16 protein-coding genes are annotated in these 16,289 nt (G+C 70.7%); 10 read left to right on the forward strand and 6 right to left on the reverse strand.

All coding sequences use genetic code 11. The features are described from left to right. Nucleotides 1–7 precede the first annotated feature (7 nt). From KOI35_RS40130 to KOI35_RS48035, 3 genes are all read left to right on the forward strand, one after another. Nucleotides 8–676, forward strand: a complete 669-nt coding sequence (locus tag KOI35_RS40130; protein WP_215794748.1) for a GNAT family N-acetyltransferase — start codon at nt 8–10, stop codon at nt 674–676. A 209-nt stretch (nt 677–885) separates the two neighbouring features. Next, nucleotides 886–1,869: a DNA polymerase III subunit delta gene (gene holA / locus KOI35_RS40135; RefSeq protein ID WP_215794751.1), complete on the forward strand. Its 984-nt coding sequence runs from the start codon at nt 886–888 to the stop codon at nt 1,867–1,869. Continuing rightward, the gene (locus KOI35_RS48035; RefSeq protein WP_246614578.1) at nt 1,866–2,303 is read left to right on the forward strand and encodes a hypothetical protein; all 438 of its coding nucleotides are present in this window, start codon (nt 1,866–1,868) and stop codon (nt 2,301–2,303) included. The genes holA and KOI35_RS48035 overlap by 4 nt, the downstream gene beginning before the upstream one ends. 815 nt (nt 2,304–3,118) lie before the next feature. On the opposite strand, the gene rpsT is transcribed toward KOI35_RS48035, so the two are convergent. Further along, nucleotides 3,119–3,385 carry a 30S ribosomal protein S20 gene (rpsT, locus tag KOI35_RS40145; RefSeq protein ID WP_215794753.1) on the reverse strand — a complete coding sequence of 89 codons (267 nt, stop codon included), beginning with the start codon at nt 3,383–3,385 and terminating at the stop codon, nt 3,119–3,121. A 140-nt stretch (nt 3,386–3,525) separates the two neighbouring features. Then, a complete protein-coding gene (locus tag KOI35_RS40150; protein WP_215794755.1) occupies nt 3,526–4,494 on the reverse strand; it encodes a phosphotransferase family protein in 969 nt (322 codons plus the stop codon). 54 nt (nt 4,495–4,548) lie between these two features. Here KOI35_RS40150 and KOI35_RS40155 point away from each other — a divergent pair, with 54 nt between their 5' ends. The 5 genes from KOI35_RS40155 (at nt 4,549) to KOI35_RS40175 (ending at nt 9,052) form a co-directional block, all read left to right on the forward strand. Continuing rightward, nucleotides 4,549–5,082, forward strand: coding sequence for a DUF4240 domain-containing protein (locus KOI35_RS40155; protein ID WP_215794759.1), 534 nt, complete (start codon nt 4,549–4,551; stop codon nt 5,080–5,082). A 138-nt stretch (nt 5,083–5,220) separates the two neighbouring features. Further along, on the forward strand, nt 5,221–5,904 hold the full coding sequence (locus KOI35_RS40160) for an MOSC domain-containing protein (protein ID WP_215794761.1): 684 nt from the start codon (nt 5,221–5,223) through the stop codon (nt 5,902–5,904). A 93-nt stretch (nt 5,905–5,997) separates the two neighbouring features. After that, nucleotides 5,998–7,878, forward strand: a complete 1,881-nt coding sequence (gene lepA / locus KOI35_RS40165) for a translation elongation factor 4 (RefSeq protein ID WP_308121378.1) — start codon at nt 5,998–6,000, stop codon at nt 7,876–7,878. 81 nt (nt 7,879–7,959) lie between these two features. Beyond that, nucleotides 7,960–8,235, forward strand: a complete 276-nt coding sequence (locus tag KOI35_RS40170) for a GlsB/YeaQ/YmgE family stress response membrane protein (protein WP_215794765.1) — start codon at nt 7,960–7,962, stop codon at nt 8,233–8,235. A 238-nt stretch (nt 8,236–8,473) separates the two neighbouring features. Further along, nucleotides 8,474–9,052, forward strand: a complete 579-nt coding sequence (locus KOI35_RS40175; protein ID WP_215794767.1) for a hypothetical protein — start codon at nt 8,474–8,476, stop codon at nt 9,050–9,052. A 354-nt stretch (nt 9,053–9,406) separates the two neighbouring features. Here KOI35_RS40175 and KOI35_RS48040 read toward each other — a convergent pair whose 3' ends face one another. The 3 genes from KOI35_RS48040 to KOI35_RS40190 all read right to left on the reverse strand — a co-directional run bounded on the left by KOI35_RS48040 (nt 9,407) and on the right by KOI35_RS40190 (nt 13,166). Next, a complete protein-coding gene (locus KOI35_RS48040; RefSeq protein ID WP_308121366.1) occupies nt 9,407–11,314 on the reverse strand; it encodes a PAS domain-containing protein in 1,908 nt (635 codons plus the stop codon). 140 nt (nt 11,315–11,454) lie between these two features. After that, nucleotides 11,455–12,312, reverse strand: coding sequence for a hypothetical protein (locus KOI35_RS40185; RefSeq protein ID WP_215794770.1), 858 nt, complete (start codon nt 12,310–12,312; stop codon nt 11,455–11,457). 77 nt (nt 12,313–12,389) lie between these two features. Next, complete coding sequence (locus KOI35_RS40190; RefSeq protein ID WP_215794772.1) at nt 12,390–13,166, reverse strand: enoyl-CoA hydratase-related protein; 777 nt, start codon at nt 13,164–13,166, stop codon at nt 12,390–12,392. Nucleotides 13,167–13,202: 36 nt separating this feature from the next. Here KOI35_RS40190 and hemW point away from each other — a divergent pair, with 36 nt between their 5' ends. Continuing rightward, the gene (gene hemW / locus KOI35_RS40195) at nt 13,203–14,405 is read left to right on the forward strand and encodes a radical SAM family heme chaperone HemW (protein WP_215794774.1); all 1,203 of its coding nucleotides are present in this window, start codon (nt 13,203–13,205) and stop codon (nt 14,403–14,405) included. Between the two features lie 57 nt (nt 14,406–14,462). Here the strand turns inward: hemW and KOI35_RS40200 are convergent, their stop codons facing one another. Further along, complete coding sequence (locus KOI35_RS40200; RefSeq protein WP_215794776.1) at nt 14,463–15,101, reverse strand: DUF4870 domain-containing protein; 639 nt, start codon at nt 15,099–15,101, stop codon at nt 14,463–14,465. Nucleotides 15,102–15,253: 152 nt separating this feature from the next. Between KOI35_RS40200 and hrcA the strand changes: the two genes are divergently transcribed. Continuing rightward, complete coding sequence (gene hrcA / locus KOI35_RS40205) at nt 15,254–16,276, forward strand: heat-inducible transcriptional repressor HrcA (protein ID WP_215794779.1); 1,023 nt, start codon at nt 15,254–15,256, stop codon at nt 16,274–16,276. Nucleotides 16,277–16,289: the final 13 nt, after the last annotated feature.

Consider the following 16,289-nt stretch of genomic DNA (forward strand, 5'->3'; position numbering starts at 1 on the left):
CAGCGCCTTGACCGGCTGGGGATCTGCCGACTCCCTGACCGGCTGGGGATTCGCCGGCACCTTGACCGGCTGGGGGTTCGCCGGCGCCCTGACCGGCCGGGTGTGCTTGGCCGACAATGCGGGGATGGAGCGCGAGACGATCACGGCGGGGGATATTCGGCTGCGGCCCTTCGAGGAGGGCGACATTCCCTGGGTGTACGAGGTCTCGCTGGACCAGCGGGTACAGAAGTATGTGCAGCTCCCGATTCCGTACCGGCTCGCCGACGCGGAGTTCTTCGTGCGGGAGATGGCGGTGGCGGCGTGGGACAACGGGAGCCGGGCGGAGTTCGTCGTCGAGCCGGAGGCGGGCGGGACGGCCCGGTGGGGGCGGGTCGGGTTCGGGCTGGACGGCGCGGGGGCGGGGCAGATCGGCTACTGGATGGATCCGGCGGCCCGAGGGCGGGGCGTGGCCACGGCGGCGGTGCGGGCGCTGTGCCGGTGGGGCTTCGAGGTGCTCGGGCTCGGGTTGATCGAGTGGCGGGCGGAGGTCGGCAACCACGCGTCGCGGCGGGTGGCGGAGAAGGCCGGGTTCCGGGTCGAGGCCGTGTTGCGGCAGCGACTCGTGCACCGGGGCGGCCGGGTCGACGCCTGGGTCGGGTCGATGCTGCCGTCCGAGCTGCCGACACGCCCGGGTTAAGCCGTTCAGTCAGCATCGGTCCCGGGGCGACAGTGGTCGATGGCCGTTCGGTGTGCGGTTCCGGGCGGGGCAGACATCCAGCCTGATCGAGCCGCGAACGGCCGATTCGGCGCATGGCCGGGTGCCGATATGTCGGCTTTCGCATTCCCTGACTCATGAGTCGGCGCTAAGGAGTGAGGCTCGCGGAAACGTCAGCCCTTCGTGCAACGATGTTGGGCGTGAACACCGCGCCTCCCGCTTCGTTGCTGCTCGTCCAAGGCGATGAGGAGCTGCTCGCCGCTCGTGCGGTCACCGCCGCCGTCGACGACGCGAGGGCGGCCGAGCCGGGGGCCGACGTGCGGGAATACGAGGCGGGCACCCTCATGGTCGGTGAGATCGCCGAGATGTTGAGCCCGTCGCTGTTCGGCGGGCGGCGCGTGCTCGTGCTGCGCAGTGGGCAGGATGCGAAGAAAGACCTGATCACCGCCCTGGTGGCGTACGCGAAAAACCCGGACCCGGACGTCACCCTGATCGTCACCCACCTGGGCGGCGCGAAGGGCAAGGCGCTGGCCGACGGGTTGCGCTCAGCGGGCGCCACTGTGGTGCCGGCGGCCAAGCTCAAGGGCGATCGGGAGCGGATCGCGTTCGTGCGTGACGAGTTCCGGCGTAACGGCGGGAAATGCGACGAGGCGGCCGCGTCGGCGCTGCTGGCGTCGGTCGGCAACGATCTGCGTGAGATAGCGGCGGCCTGCTCACAGCTGCTCGCCGACACCGACGGGCGGGTCACTGAGGCCGTCGTGGCCCGCTACTACAAGGGCCGGGCCGAGGTCAGCGGCTTCACGGTGGCCGACGCGGCGATGATCGGCGACGTGCCGGGGGCACTCGAGGCGCTGCGCTGGGCTCTGCACGTGGGTGTCGATCCGGTGCCGATCGCCGACGCCATCGCCGACGGTGTGCGCACGGTGGCCAAGGTCGCCTCGGCCGGGCGGGGAAATCCGTACCAGATGGCCAGTTCGCTCGGCATGCCCGCGTGGAAGATCCAGCGGGCCCAGGAGCGCAGCCGGGGCTGGACGCCCGAGGGGCTGGTCGACGCCATGCGCGCGGCGGCCGACTGCAACGCCGCGGTCAAGGGCGGCGCCGAAGATCGTGGCTATGCACTCGAGCAGGCCGTGTTCGCGGTGGCCGCCGCCCGTCGTTCGGGTGGGGCGCGATGAGGCCCGAGCCGGAGGCGTTCGTGGGGCACCGGCCGCTCTATGCCCGCATGCTGCGCCTCAAGCATCTGACGCCGAGCGGGTTCCTCTGCTTCGTCTTCCTCGAGGGGGCGGTGGCGCTGGGCATCCTGCTCGCCTTGGCCGAGCTGGTGAGCTGGTGGGGCGTGCTCGTGCTGCCGGCCACGGTCGCGATCATGGTGAAGCTCAACGATCTGATCGCCGGCTCGGTGACTCCGCCGGTGCGGGCGCCGGCTCCGGCGGCCGCGATGGCCAGTCGCAGGGTGGCGGAGCACGTGCGCCCGTCGGACGAGGCGACCACCCGGCTCCCGGGCATGATCAGCCGCGAACGGGGTGCGCCGATCATGCGGCCCTGGGCCGAGCGGGCCGAGGCCCAGCAGCAGTGGATCCGCCAGTCGGCGACGCGCCGTTACGAATAAGGCGCTCGGCTTCGCGGCGCTCTACGCGTGATGTCGGCCGGTTGGGTGCTGCTTCGGGTTGGTGCTTGGACTGAGCGGCGGCGTGGGTGACGTCGGTCGCTGGGCGTTTGCGGCGGGTGAGGCCTGACGGCTACTCGTCGTTACGAGAGGTGGCTGACGGTCACGCGCTGCTGCGAGGCGAGAGCGGACGGGCGTCGTAGCGAGTCGGTCACGTGGGCAGCGCCCAAGGGATGAGCGGCGCGGCTTGAGGCGGCGCGGTGGGGTGCTGTCTCATGGCGTGCGCGCGGGCGATTTCTGAGCCGGCGCGTCCGGGCTTGAGCCGCTGAGCGGGCGGCGCGTCCGGGCCCGAGTGGGGCGGGACGGCGCGGCAGGCCCGAGCGGGACGGCGCGGCGGGCCTGAGTGGGGCGGGGCGGCCCGGCGGGCCTGAGTGGGGCGGGACGGCGCGGCAGGCCCGAGCGGGACGGCGCGGCGGGCCTGAGTGGGGCGGGACGGCGCGGCGGGCCTGAGTGGGCGGGACGGCGCGGCAGGCCCGAGCGGGACGGCGCGGCGGACCTGAGTGGGCGGGACGGCGCGGCAGGCCCGAGCGGGGCGGCCCGGCGGGCCTGAGTGGGCGGGGCGCGTTGGGCTTCAGAGGGGTGGGCGGCCCGGGGCGCTCGGCGGGGGCGGCCCGGGGCGCTCGGCGGGGGGCGGCCCGGGGCGCTCGGCGGGGGGCGGCCTGGAGGCGTACGGGGAAACGGTCTTGATCTGGAACAGCAAAACCGGGCACCGCATCGAGCCTGTCAGGCCCGGCGATGCCCGGTCGGAGCCGGTGCGATCAGGCGGAGAGCGCCGAGACGCGCTTGGCGATGGCCGACTTGCGGTTGGCCGCCTGGTTCTTGTGGATGACGCCCTTGCTCGCGGCCTTGTCGAGCTGACGAGAGGCGTCACGCAGCAGCGTCGTCGCGGTCTCCACGTCGCCGGCCGTGCTCGCCTCGTTGAGCTTGCGGATCACGGTCTTCAGCGACGACTTGACCGACTTGTTGCGCAGCCGGGCCTTCTCGTTCTGCCGGTTGCGCTTGATCTGGGACTTGATGTTCGCCACGCGACAGCCTTGTCCTGACTAGGTGTTCGGAAACTGGTCACAGCGGGGGTGGTCACCACCGTGATTTGTCAACCACAGCCTGTTCACCACACGCGATGAACCAGACTACCAGCACCGCCGCGAGCCGCCAAAACGGCCTGTCACCAGCCTCGGCGGGCGGCCAGCCAGGCCAGCGCCTGCTCGCCACTGAACCGCTGGTGCTGGCGGCTGTGCGGGGAGGCGCTGCTCGGGCCGTCGTCCGCCCGCACCAGCCAGTATCCGGCCAGCGCAGCCAAGGCACCGTCGACGCCCTCGGTGGGGGCGTTCCAGCCGTCCAGGTACGAGTCCGCGTCGAGCCCGCTCGCAAACACGGTGACCAGCAGCGTCACCGTGTCGAACCAGGCGGCGCCGCGGGCCGGCCAGGTCCAGTCGCAGAGCCGCGCGTGGCCGGAGCGGTCGATCATCAGGTTGTCGATCCGCAGGTCGCCGTGCATGAGCGCGTCGCCGCCGGCCAGCCCGGGCAGTTGCTGCTCGAGCCGGGTCAGATGGGCGAGCCGGGTCGGCGCCACCGTGCCGTGGGCCGTGCGGGGCATCGGCTCGCGGCCGGCGGCGATGCGGGACCACCAGGACATCTCGCCGCGCAGGATCTCGGGCAGGTGCGGCACGCCGGCCTCGAGCAGTTCGCGGCTCGGCGTGGCCAGCGCGTCGGCCGCCGTCCGCCAGGCGGTCAGGGCGGCGTCCAGTTCGGGTGGTGACCACGGCAGGGCGGGCACGTGGCCGTCGACCGGTTCGAGGCACACCACGAAATAGTCGCTGTCGACCATGGTCCAGAGCGGCCTCGGCGCGGCCACCTCGGCGGGCAGGTGGGACGTGATGTAGGCCTCACGGGCGTACCACTCGGAGGTCGGATCCTTCAGCGGCGCCGCCTTGACGAACGCGGCCGGACCGTCGGCGGTGGTGATCAGCGCGGCGAAGGCCCGGGTGAAGCCGCCACCCGCGCTGCGCACGTCGCTGACGGGGGCGCCGAGACGGGCCGCGACCGCCCGGCGGAGGCTCTCGGGGAGGTCGGGCCAGCCGGGGCGTACGGCTGTAGCGCCGTAAGGCACGTCGGGGAGCGAAATCGACCGCACCGTCCCATCCTGCCCTCCCGGGTTTTGTCGTACCCCACTGGCAGGATCCTCACTATGCGAACCGACGACTTCTGGGCGGTCATCAGCCGCGCGACCGCCGAGCGGCCCGCCTCGCCCGCCGAGGTGGCCCGACGTGCCGTGGCCGACCTGGCCACCCGCGATCCGGACGAGATCGTGGCCTGGGGTCGGCATCTCGACAAGGTCATGGCCGCCTCCGGCACCCAGGATCTGTGGGCGGCGGCCTACCTGATCAACGGCGGGGTCGGCGAGGACGGCTTCGACAGCTTCCGTGGCTGGCTGATCGCGCACGGGCGCGAGGCGGTGGCCCGCTCGGTCAAGGCGCCCGACTCGCTGGCCGACGTGGCGGTGATCAAGGCCGCGGCCGACACCGGGGCGGTCTTCGAGGCCGAAGAGGTGCTGTCGATCGCGGCCGAGGCCTATGCCGAGGCCACCGGGTCGCCCCTGCCCGAGGGAGACCGGCCGGTGATCCGGCCCGACGTCGCCGAGCTGTGGGATTTCGACAACGAGGAGGAGATGCATCGGCGCCTGCCCAAGTTGTCCGCCCTGTTCCTGGCCGAGCCCGCGTGAAGCCGAGCCCGCGTGAAGCCGAGCCCGCGTGAAGCCGAGCCCGCGTGAAGCCGAGCCCGCGTGAAGCCGAGCCCGCGTGAAGCCGAGCCCGCGTAAACGGGTCGAGCGCCGGCCCTCCGGTCGGCGAGACTCCGGGGCATGGGGTTTGTGGTGTCAGTCAGCCGGAACGAGACCTACTCGTTCACCAAGCCGGTGCACGGCGAGATCGTGCTGGTGGCCGGGCTCGGGGTGGAGGGGGATTCGCACGCCGGGGTGCATGTGCGGCATCAGGGCCGGGTGCGGGCCGATCCGACTCAGCCCAATCTGCGGCAGGTGCACCTGATTCACGAGGAGCTGTTCGGCGAGGTCGGTGACAAGGGCTACCAGGTCCGGCCGGGAGATCTGGGCGAGAACGTGACGACCCGCGGGATCGATCTGCTCGGGCTGCCGTTGGGGACGGTGCTGCGCTTCGGGCCGCCGGCGCCGAAACACCTGGACGGCGATGTGGGCGCGGCGCTGGCCGGAGTCCTGGCCGCGGCCGACGCGGCCACCCTGGATGAGCCGACCGCCCGAGCCGCCGACGCGGTGCGAGCCGCGGTCGAGCGTGCGGCCGCGGACCCGCGGCCGGCGGTGATCGTAGCCGGGCTGCGGAACCCGTGCGCGCAGATCAACGGGCTCCAGCCGGGCCTGCTCAAAGAGATGGTCGGCCACGACGCGAACGGCAACGTCGTCCGGAAGGGCGGCGTCATGACGGTCGTGCTGCGGGGTGGAGTCGTACGGCCGGGAGACCCGATCTTCGCCGAGCTCCCGCCGCCCCCGCGCCTCCCGCTCGACCGGGTCTGAACCGCCCTCGCACGGGCTCCACCGCGGACGTGGGACGATAGATGGCGCCGGCGGCTCGCCGGCGCACTCCCAGCTCGACAAGAACGGATGACCGTGCCTGGACCGCTCGACCCCGGCGTGAACGTGATCGGTGCCACCGACCCCGGTCGCATCCGCAACTTCTGCATCATCGCCCACATCGACCACGGCAAGTCGACGCTGGCCGACCGCATGCTGCAGATCACCGGAGTGGTCGACCCGCGCCAGATGCGCGCGCAATACCTCGACCGCATGGACATCGAGCGCGAGCGCGGCATCACCATCAAGTCGCAGGCCGTCCGCATGCCGTGGACCGTGCGCGAGGGTGGTCAGCAGGGCGAAACCGCGGTCCTCAACATGATCGACACCCCGGGGCACGTCGACTTCACGTACGAGGTCTCCCGGTCCCTCGCCGCCTGTGAGGGCGCGGTCCTGCTGGTCGACGCCGCCCAGGGCATCGAGGCGCAGACCCTCGCCAACCTGTACCTGGCGATGGAGAACGATCTGCACATCATCCCGGTGCTCAACAAGATCGACCTGCCCGCGGCCCAGCCCGAGAAGTACGCCGAGGAACTGGCCAAGCTGATCGGCGTCGAGCCCGACGACGTGCTGCGGGTGTCGGGCAAGACCGGCGTCGGCGTCGATCACCTGCTCGACGAGATCGTCCGCCAGTTCAAGCCCCCGGTCGGCGACGCCGACGGCCCAGCTCGCGCGATGATCTTCGACTCGGTCTACGACGTCTATCGCGGCGTGGTCACGTACGTCCGGGTCATCGACGGCCGTATCGAGGCGCGCGACCGCATCAAGATGATGTCCACCGGTGCCGTGCACGAGCTGCTCGAGATCGGCGTCGTCTCGCCCGAGATGGAGAAGGCCGGCGCGCTCGGTGTCGGCGAGGTGGGCTACCTGATCACCGGCGTGAAGGACGTCCGTCAGTCCCGGGTCGGCGACACCGTGACCGGCAACAACCGCCCGGCCAAGGAATCGCTCGGCGGCTACAAGGACCCGAAGCCGATGGTCTATTCGGGCCTCTACCCGATCGACGGCTCCGACTACCCGGCGTTGCGTGACGCGCTCGACAAGCTCAAGCTCAACGACGCCGCGCTGACCTACGAGCCCGAGACGTCGGCCGCGCTGGGCTTCGGCTTCCGCGTCGGCTATCTCGGCCTGCTGCACCTTGAGATCATCGGCGAGCGGCTGGAACGCGAGTTCAACCTCGACCTGATCTCGACCGCGCCCAACGTGGTCTACCGCGTCTACACCGAGGACGCGGAGGAGCGGATCGTCACCAACCCGAGCGAGTTCCCCAACGGCAAGATCGCTGAGATCCACGAGCCCGTCGTGCGGGCAACCGTGCTGGTGCCCAACGAGTACGTCGGCGCCGTCATGGAACTCTGCCAGAGCCGCCGGGGCAGCCTGCTCGGCATGGAGTACCTCTCGTCCGAGCGGGTCGAGCTGCGCTACACGCTGCCCCTGGCCGAGATCATCTTCGACTTCTTCGACCAGCTGAAGAGCAAGACCAAGGGCTACGCGTCACTCGACTACGAGCCGACCGGCGAGCAGGTCGCCGATCTGGTCAAGGTGGACATTCTGCTCCACGGAGAGCCGGTCGACGCCTTCAGCGCGATCGTGCACAAGGACAAGGCGTACAACTACGGCATCACCATCGCCGCCAAGCTGCAGAAACTCATTCCGCGCCAGCAGTTCGAGGTGCCGATCCAGGCCGCCATCGGCAGCCGCATCATCGCCCGCGAGACGATCCGCGCCATCCGCAAGGACGTGCTCGCCAAGTGCTACGGCGGCGACATCAGCCGTAAGCGCAAGCTGCTCGAGAAGCAGAAAGAGGGCAAGAAGCGGATGAAGATGGTCGGCCGGGTCGAGGTGCCGCAGGAGGCGTTCATCGCCGCCCTGTCGACCTCTGACGGCGCGGACACCAAGGGAGCAAACAAAAAATAAGGCGGTTTGGTTTTTCGACCACTCGGGAACTCTGGGGCTCGACGGACGCAACAACTGCTTCACCCCGAGAGGAACCCCCCAATGACTGTCACCGGCATCATCACCGCCCTCATCGTCGGTCTCATCATCGGCGCCCTGGGCCGCCTGGTCGTACCGGGCAAGCAGAACATCCCGATCTGGCTGACCCTGGTCATCGGTGTTGTCGCCGCGCTGCTGGGCACCGTCCTGGCCCGCGCCGCCGGCGTCGCCGACACCGCGGGCTTCGACTGGATCGAGCTTCTGTTCCAGGTCGTGCTGGCCGCGATCGGTGTGGCCCTGGTCGCCGGTTACGGCGGTCGTCGTCGCATCCACCGTTGAGTTTCTTCGAAGCGCCGGACCATTATGGTCCGGCGCTTCGCCATTTGCGCCAAGCGCGGCGGTTCTTCGCGGATTCCGATCAAGATCAAGAGCCGGATGTCCCAGCCGGGTGGTGGGTGACGGACCGTCGCTCCCGCGGGGACCCGGGCGTTCCGAGCTGGCCGCTGGCGCGTCCAGAACGCTCGGCCCACCCGGGCGACGTGAGTGAGTGGTTACTCTCAACCCCGAGCGGGGGCGGGTGGCGATGGGCATGTGGCTGGCGACCGTGTCGTTCGAGGACGGTTCGGTCATCTACGCGCAGTACAGCACTGTGGTGGAGGCCCTGCTCGAGTCGCTTTACGAGTCGGCCTGTCCGATCGGAGGCACTCTGCCCGATGGCAGCCACTGCTATCGCGCGACGGTCACGGGTGAGCCGCTGCGGTCGTCACGATCGAAGCCGCCGTCCGCATCGGACGATATGCGCCTGGTCGAGATCGAAACAGAGCCGGACGCCACACGCTGGTACGCGCTCTACTGCCCGAGCCGGCAAATGATCGTGGGTCCGCCCTCCAGTCATCACCAGTCGCGGCTTCACGAGGAGTTCGACCTGGTGCGCGACCCGGCCGGCGTCCGGCATCTGCGCCGCGACACCGGCGACGACGTGACCGCCTGTGGTCATCACCGACCCGGTCCGGGCCTAGGTTTCCTGCGTCCAAGGAACGGCTTCGACATCGAGCCACCGGATCCCGGACCACCGACAGACCTCTACGCCGAGTGGAACAGCCCGGACCTGTGCCGCCAGTGTCTGCTCGCATGCGCATCCGAAACATGGTCGTGAGACGCCCGACCGTGGACGGTCCTGAGCGCTGAGCGCGGTGGCAAAGCCTGTGATGGGGTCGACGCGTCGGTGAGCGGCGGTCTCGTCGGGGCCGCGCGTGGTGGGCGTGCTGCTGCGGTGGCATGGTGCAGGAACGCTGACGGCGATGGTGCCGTGCGCGGCGCCTGTGTACGACGGACGCGTCAGTCAGCGGTCGAGGTGGTGTGAGCGGCGGCGTGTTGGAGGCCGCGCTCGGTGGTGTGCTGCGTGAAGGCGCTGGGTGCCAGCCCGCCGCGTGGCGAGCGCGACGCCGACCCCGCCGACCCGACGCGAGGCTGTGAGGCGGCGACTGCTGTGCCGGCGCTGTAGGGGTGGTCAGTAGCGGAACTTGTGCTGGGCGCTTCGGCGGTTTATCCAGGCGGGTAGTTCGTCCAGCTGGTCGCGGTGGGGGAGGCGGTCGATCGGGTCCTGGCTGTCGGTGACGGTGTGCATGGTTACCACGAAGCCCTGCACCAAGCGGTCTTCGCGCAGGTCTCGGTAGGTGGCCTCGACCAGAGCCTGACTGTGGTCGGGGCGGCGCAGGGCGCAGAACATCGTGCCGTCGCCGCCGGTGGCGAACGCTCGGCGGATCTGGCCTCGGTCGTCGGGGTGGACCAGGTCTTCCAGGGTGGCCAGCGGGGAGAGTTTGTCGTCGCCCAGCAGGTCGTGCAGGGCCGGGCTCGCGTAGCGGATGCGCTGGTCCTCGTCGAGCACCAGCATCAGGTCGGCGGTGTTGCTGATGACCGCCCGCAGGTAGAGGTCGCTGTCGCGGCGGCCGACGGCCTCGACCAGGCTGATCCGGTCGAGTGCCAGCGCGGCCTGGCCGGCCAGCACCTCGAGGGCGTCGTGGGCGGCGGCGAGGGCGTCGCGGCGGCCGGTCAGCACCAGGGCGCCGCCGCTGGGGCGGGCCACGGCCAGCGGTTCCAGCCAGAGCGGGCAGACCAGGGTGGACTCCTCGCCGGACCGGCCGGCTGAACTGTTGGTGGACGAGCCGGCGAGGCGCCGGCCGAGCCACTCAGCGGCCCGGCGCACCCGGGCGACCAGGCCGGACAGGCCGAGCTGACGAACGAGCCGGGCGATGCCACGCCGTAGCCGGCGGAGGGAGCGGCGTGCGCGAACCGCCCGGCGGAGGCCGGTGCCCGACAGGCCGAGCCGGCGAACGAGCGCACGCGAGCCCCGACCACGGAAGCCGCCTACGCGGGCGCGGGCGGCCGGCTCATGGGGGGAGGGCTGCGGGTCCTCGATCCACCAGCTGCGCGGGCGACGGCCGGCGGGGGCGGGTGGCAGCTGTTCCGTGGCCAGCTGACGGTCGTCGGGGGCGAAGACGAGCCGGCGGATCGCGTCGCCGGGCATCAGGGCGGCCACGGCCTGCCGGACCGCCTCGTCGACCGCGGGCACGTCGGCCGCCGACACCAGGGCGGCGCTCGCGCTGCGCAGGCCCCGCTCGCGGGCCAGGGCGTGGCTGTTCAGGGTGACCGAGTCAGCCAGGCGGGTGATCGTCAGGGTGAGCGTGATGGCGCCGGCGATGGCGATCGGGACGCCGTCGCGGACCTCGCCGTGCAGGGCCTCGATCAGCAGCACGGTCGGCGGGGTCGCCACCGAAACGCCGAGCAGGGCGGCCCAGTGGCCGCGCCAGTTCGTCGTGCGCGGGGTCATCGGCTGGGTGAGGCGCACCATCGACGGGTGCAGGGCGGCCAGGCCCCAGCTCACGTAGAGCACACGGTAACCGGTCTCGGAGGCCTCGTCGCGCAACATCGGATACAGCACGTCACCGCACAGCAACCCGATCGAGCCGAGCAGCAGGAGCATCGCCGCGATGTTGCGCGGGGCGGCCAGGTTGAGGCGCAGCGCGACCGCGACCAGCAGCAGCGAGCCGATCACGTCGGACGCCGAGATCTCGCCGATGATGCCGTTGTCGCCGATCACGAAGACCCACACCACGAGCAGCGCCGAGCAGGCGAAGGCCAGCAGATCGATCAGCCGGGCCCGGTCGACCAGCACCGAGCCACCCTGCGTGAAGTGCAGCAACGAGCCGGTCACCAGCACGAACATGGCGAGGTAGAAGCCGGTCGCGGTGGGCATCTCGTCAAATGCGTAGAAAACGTCGCCGATGGCCAGGGCGGCGATCGCCCCCGCCAGCAACAGCCACGGCACGACCCGCGCGGGGCGGTGCCATCGCAGGCCCATGATGATCGCCGTGCAGCTGCCGGCACCCAGGAGAATCCACTCGATCGCCCTTGACACGTTCTACTTAGTACCAGGGCGGTAGCTGTCTGTCCATGTCGATGTATACGCTACGCAACTGCGTACCCGAATCGTCCGCCATCACTGTCGGTGACGACAAATCACGCCGAGTTTGGCCGGGGCGGGTCGAAACGCCGACGTCAGTTGAAGACTTCGGCGACGACCCGGCCGGTGCCGACCGCACCTTCCGCGGTTACCGCCTGCCACTTGCCGTCGGGGGCGTGCCATTCGAGGTCGCCGAAACGTACCCGTTCGAGGCCGGTGGCTGACGCGTGCGCCACCAGCCAGTGCGCGTAGCGCCAGCCCGAGTTGGCGCTGGTGACCTGGACGGTCAGTCCGCCGTCCTGTTTCGCGGTGGCCGACTCGGGCAGGCCCTTGCCCCAGTCGAGCCGCAGGCCGTCCATCAGCGCCGCGGCCGCCGCCGCCCCGCGCAGCACCGGCGAGCCGGTCACGCTGCACTCCACCGCCCCGGTGGCCCGGCCGGTGAGAGCCTTGGCCAGCACGGTGGACTCGTCGGCCCATTTCTCGTACGCATTGGGGTAGGCCGACCGCTGCACCTTCTGCGCGGCGTCGGTGACCCGCATCTTCTGGTAGCCCTTGACCTTCTTGAGCGACGCGTAGAACTTGTCGGCCGCGTACCGCGGGTCCTTGATCTGCTCGATCGTGCCCCAGCCCTGGCTGGGCCGCTGCTGGAACAGCCCGACCGAGTCGCGGTCGCCGTCGTCGAGGTTTTCCAGCTTGGATTCCTGCAGGGCGGTGGCCAGTGCGATCACCACGGCCCGCTCGGGCATGCCGCGGCGCAGGCCGACGGCGGTGATCGTGGCGGCGTTGGCCATCTGCACGTAGTCGAGGGTGACCTCGCCGTCGGCCCGCACCGTGCACTCCGGGCCGATCTTGGGCAGCTTGATGCCGTTGGAGAAGGTCCGGACGACCACGAACACGCCGAGCGCACCGACGAGCGCGATAATCGCGAGCGCCACGATCGGTGTCCTGCGCAACCCACACTCCTTACGAGCCTTGTAAATCCGAGCCGACGATGGCGACAAGAGTAGTCAACGAGGTCACCCGATCCGCGTCACCCGTCCGACGCCGGAGCGGCGGGAACCCAGCTCGCGGGCCGCTTCTCGCGGAATGCGGTCATGCCCTCGCGCCCCTCGGCCGAGCGGAAGTACCCCGCCGACCGGGCGGACAGCTCGGACAGCTCGGCCCGGATCGGCGTACGGCGGAGAAGTTGTTTGGTCCCGGCCAGGGCCAGCGGCCCGCCGAGCACGAGGCTGGCGCAGTACCGGCGTACGGCATCGTCCAGGTCTTCGGCCGGCACAGCCGTGGTGACCAGGCCGATCTCGGCCGCGCGGGCCCCGTCGAAGACGTCTCCGGTGAGGTAGAGCTCGGCCGCCGCGCGCGGGGCCAGGCGGGGCAGCACGGTTGCGCTGATCACGGCCGGGATGACGCCGAGGCGTACCTCGGAGAACGCGAACGTCGCCTCGAGCGTGCAGACCGCGATGTCGGCTGCCGCGATCAGGCCGAGCCCGCCGGCCCGGGCCGGACCGGCCACCCGGGCGACGACCGGCTTGGGAAACTCCCAGAGAGCTCCCAGCACGTCGGCGATCATCTCGGCCGGCACCCGGCCGTCGGCGCGGGCCGCGGCCGTCTCCTTGAGGTCGGCGCCGGAGCAGAAGACCGGGCCGGTGTGCGTGAGCACGACCGCGCGTACGGCGTTGTCGGTGAACGCCTCGCCCAGGGCCTCGAGCAACTCGGTCATCAGGGGCGTGGAGAGGGCGTTGCGGTTGGCCGGGGAATCGAGGGTCAGGGTGGTCACCCCGGCGGCGGTGACGGTACGGACCAGAGCCATGGCGGAACCCTAACGTCAGGCGTGCACACTTGATGGATGGCCGGCGCACTGGAACATGGCGAACCCGTACCCTCCGACGGGTCGCTGCCCGATGAGGCGACGGCACATGTGGGGAAGAACGGTTTCGCCGTCTACGTGCACGTGCCGTTTTGTGCGAGTCGCTGCGGATACTGCGATTTCAACACCTACACGTCGACCGAACTGGGCGGTGGCGCGACCCGCGAGACGTACGCCGACACCGTCCTGCAAGAGCTGGAACTTGCCCGAAAGACCATAAACCCGGAGCAAGTAGACACGGTCTTCTTCGGGGGCGGCACTCCGACGCTGCTCGACGCCGACGACCTGGGCCGCATCCTCGAGGGCATCGACGACGCGTGGGGCCTGGCGCCCGGGGCCGAGGTCACCACCGAGGCCAACCCGGAGTCGGTCGACCCGGCCTACCTGCGCCGCCTGCGCAAAAGCGGCTTCAACCGGATCTCGCTCGGCATGCAGTCGGCCGCGCCGTCCGTGCTGCGGATCCTCGACCGCAAGCACACCGCGGGCCGGGCGCCCCAGGCCGCGACCGAGGCCCGCGAGGCCGGATTCGAGCACGTCAACCTCGACCTCATCTACGGCACACCGGGCGAGACGGCCGACGACTTCGCCGCGTCCCTGCGCAGCGTGATCGGGGCCGGGGTCGACCACGTGAGCGCGTACGCCCTGATCGTCGAGGACGGCACCCGGATGGCGGGCCGGATGCGCCGCGGCGAGATCCCCTACCCGTCCGACGACGTGGCCGCCGATCGCTACCTGGCCGCCGAGGCCGCCCTGAGCGAGGCCGGGTTCCGGTGGTACGAGGTCTCCAACTGGGCGACCAGCGACGAGGCGCGCTGCCGGCACAACCTGCTGTACTGGACCGGGGCCGACTGGTGGGGTCTCGGGCCGGGCGCCCACAGCCATGTCGGCGGGGTGCGCTGGTGGAACGTCAAGCATCCGGCGGCGTACGCGAAAAGGCTCTCGGACGGGGTCTCGCCCGGTCACGGCCGGGAACTGCTGACCGGCGAGGACCGCCATGTCGAGGACGTGATGCTGCGGGTTCGGCTGCGCGCGGGCATCGCGCTCGACCGGGTCGATCCGGCCGGCGCCCGGCAGGCACTCGCGAACGGTTTGCTCGACGCCGACGCGTACGGGAAAGGGAAATTGATCCTGACCCTGCGCGGGCGTCTGCTGGCCGACGCGGTGATCCGCGACGTGGTCTGACGGAAAACACGGGAACACAGAAGACGCGCCGGGCCCCGTACCCGGCGCGGTCCCGCGTTACTTGATCAGGTTGATGGTCATCGGGTAGTTGTACGGCTCACCGTTGGTCGCCTTCACGCCGGCGATCACGCCGAAGATGATGGCGATCAGGGCGGCGATCGGGAAGATCGCGAAGCCGATGGCGATGCAGGTCGTGGCCCAGCCGATGATGCCGACGATGGACCAGACGATCTGGAAGTTCAGCGCCTTGACCGCCTCGGCCCGCACGGCCGGGGACTGCTGGCCCTTGGCCATCATCGCGATCAGCGGCACGATCCAGCCGCCCAGGCCGCCACCGACGAAGGCGCCCAGCGCGCCGCCGAAGTGAGCGATCTGGATCCACGTCTTGTCGTCCGCGGTCTGGCCGCCGCCGTAGCCCGGGCCAGGGCCGTAGCCCTGCGGAGGCTGCTGCTGGTAGCCGTACTGCGGTGGCGGGGTGCCGTAGCCGCCGCCCGAGGTGGGCGGCGGGGCGCCGTAGCCACCACCGGACGTGGGCGGAGGAGCTCCGTAGCCGGGCCCGCCGGAGGACGGCGCGCCGTACGGAGGCGGCGGGGGCGGTGTCGAACCCGAACTCGGGTCGTTAGCCGCATAAGGGTTGAACGGCGCGGTGGGGTCGTGCGGGTTACCTTCACCGGGCGGGCGAGGTGGTTCAGTCATGGCTGACACCGTAGAGCCGCAGTTCAATGCGGTCGAGAGCGACATGCTGATCGAGTCGGTGAATAGACAGTCCACTCGATCATCGCGCTCGGGTCCGTGGCGACGTAGACTGGCACTCTGTCGACTGGAGTGCCAACCGGGGGAGGGGTCGGATGAGTCTGGATGACCGCAAGCTCGAAGTGCTGCGGGCGATCGTCGAAGACTACGTCGAGACCCAGGAACCGGTCGGCTCCAAGTCGCTCGTCGAGCGCCACCAGCTCGGTGTCTCCCCCGCTACCGTGCGTAACGACATGGCGGTGCTGGAGGAAGAGGGCTACATCCGGCAGCCGCACACCAGTGCCGGCCGGGTGCCCACCGACGCCGGTTACCGGCTGTTCGTCGACCGGCTCAGCCGGGTCAAGCCGCTCAGCCCGGCCGAGCGCCGGGCCATCGAGCGCTTCCTGATCGGCGCGGTCGACCTCGACGACGTCGTGCACCGCACCGTACGGCTGCTGGCCCAGCTGACCCGCCAGGTCGCCGTCGTGCAATATCCGTCGCTGGCCCGCTCGTCGGTGCGCCACCTCGAGCTGGTGCCGATCTCGACCACGCGCATCATGCTGGTGATGATCGCCGACACCGGCCGGGTCGAGCAGCGCCTGGTCGAGCTGCCCCAGCCGGTCCCGGCCGACGACGTCACCGACCTCCGGCGCCGGGTGAACGAGAAACTCGCCGGGCAGAAACTCGCCGACACGCCGCCGCTGGTGCAGGGCCTGGTCGACGACTGCGCCCCCGGCAGCCGCGCCACCATGGCCTGCCTGGCCTCGGTACTGCTCGAGACGTTGGTCGAGCGCAGTGAGGAACGCCTCGCCTTGGCGGGCACGGCTAACCTGACTCGTGGGGGCGTGCTGGACTTCCAGGGCACGCTGCGCCCCGTCCTCGAGGCTCTCGAGGAAGAGGTCATCCTGCTCAAGCTGATCGGCGATCTGGAACCGAGCACCACCCGGGTCCGGATCGGCGACGAGAACCAGATCGACAACCTGCGGTCGGCGTCCGTGGTCAGCACGGGTTACGGCCCGGGCGCGACGATCGTCGGGGGGCTGGGTGTGCTCGGTCCCACCCGGATGGACTACCCCGGCACGATCGCGACCGTGCGCGCGGTGGCACGCTACGTGGGCGACCTTCTAGCCCAGAACTGACGAGGATTGCGGA

It is taken from the genome of Paractinoplanes bogorensis, from assembly GCF_018829635.1.
Taxonomy (GTDB): Bacteria; Actinomycetota; Actinomycetes; order Mycobacteriales; family Micromonosporaceae; genus Actinoplanes; species Actinoplanes bogorensis.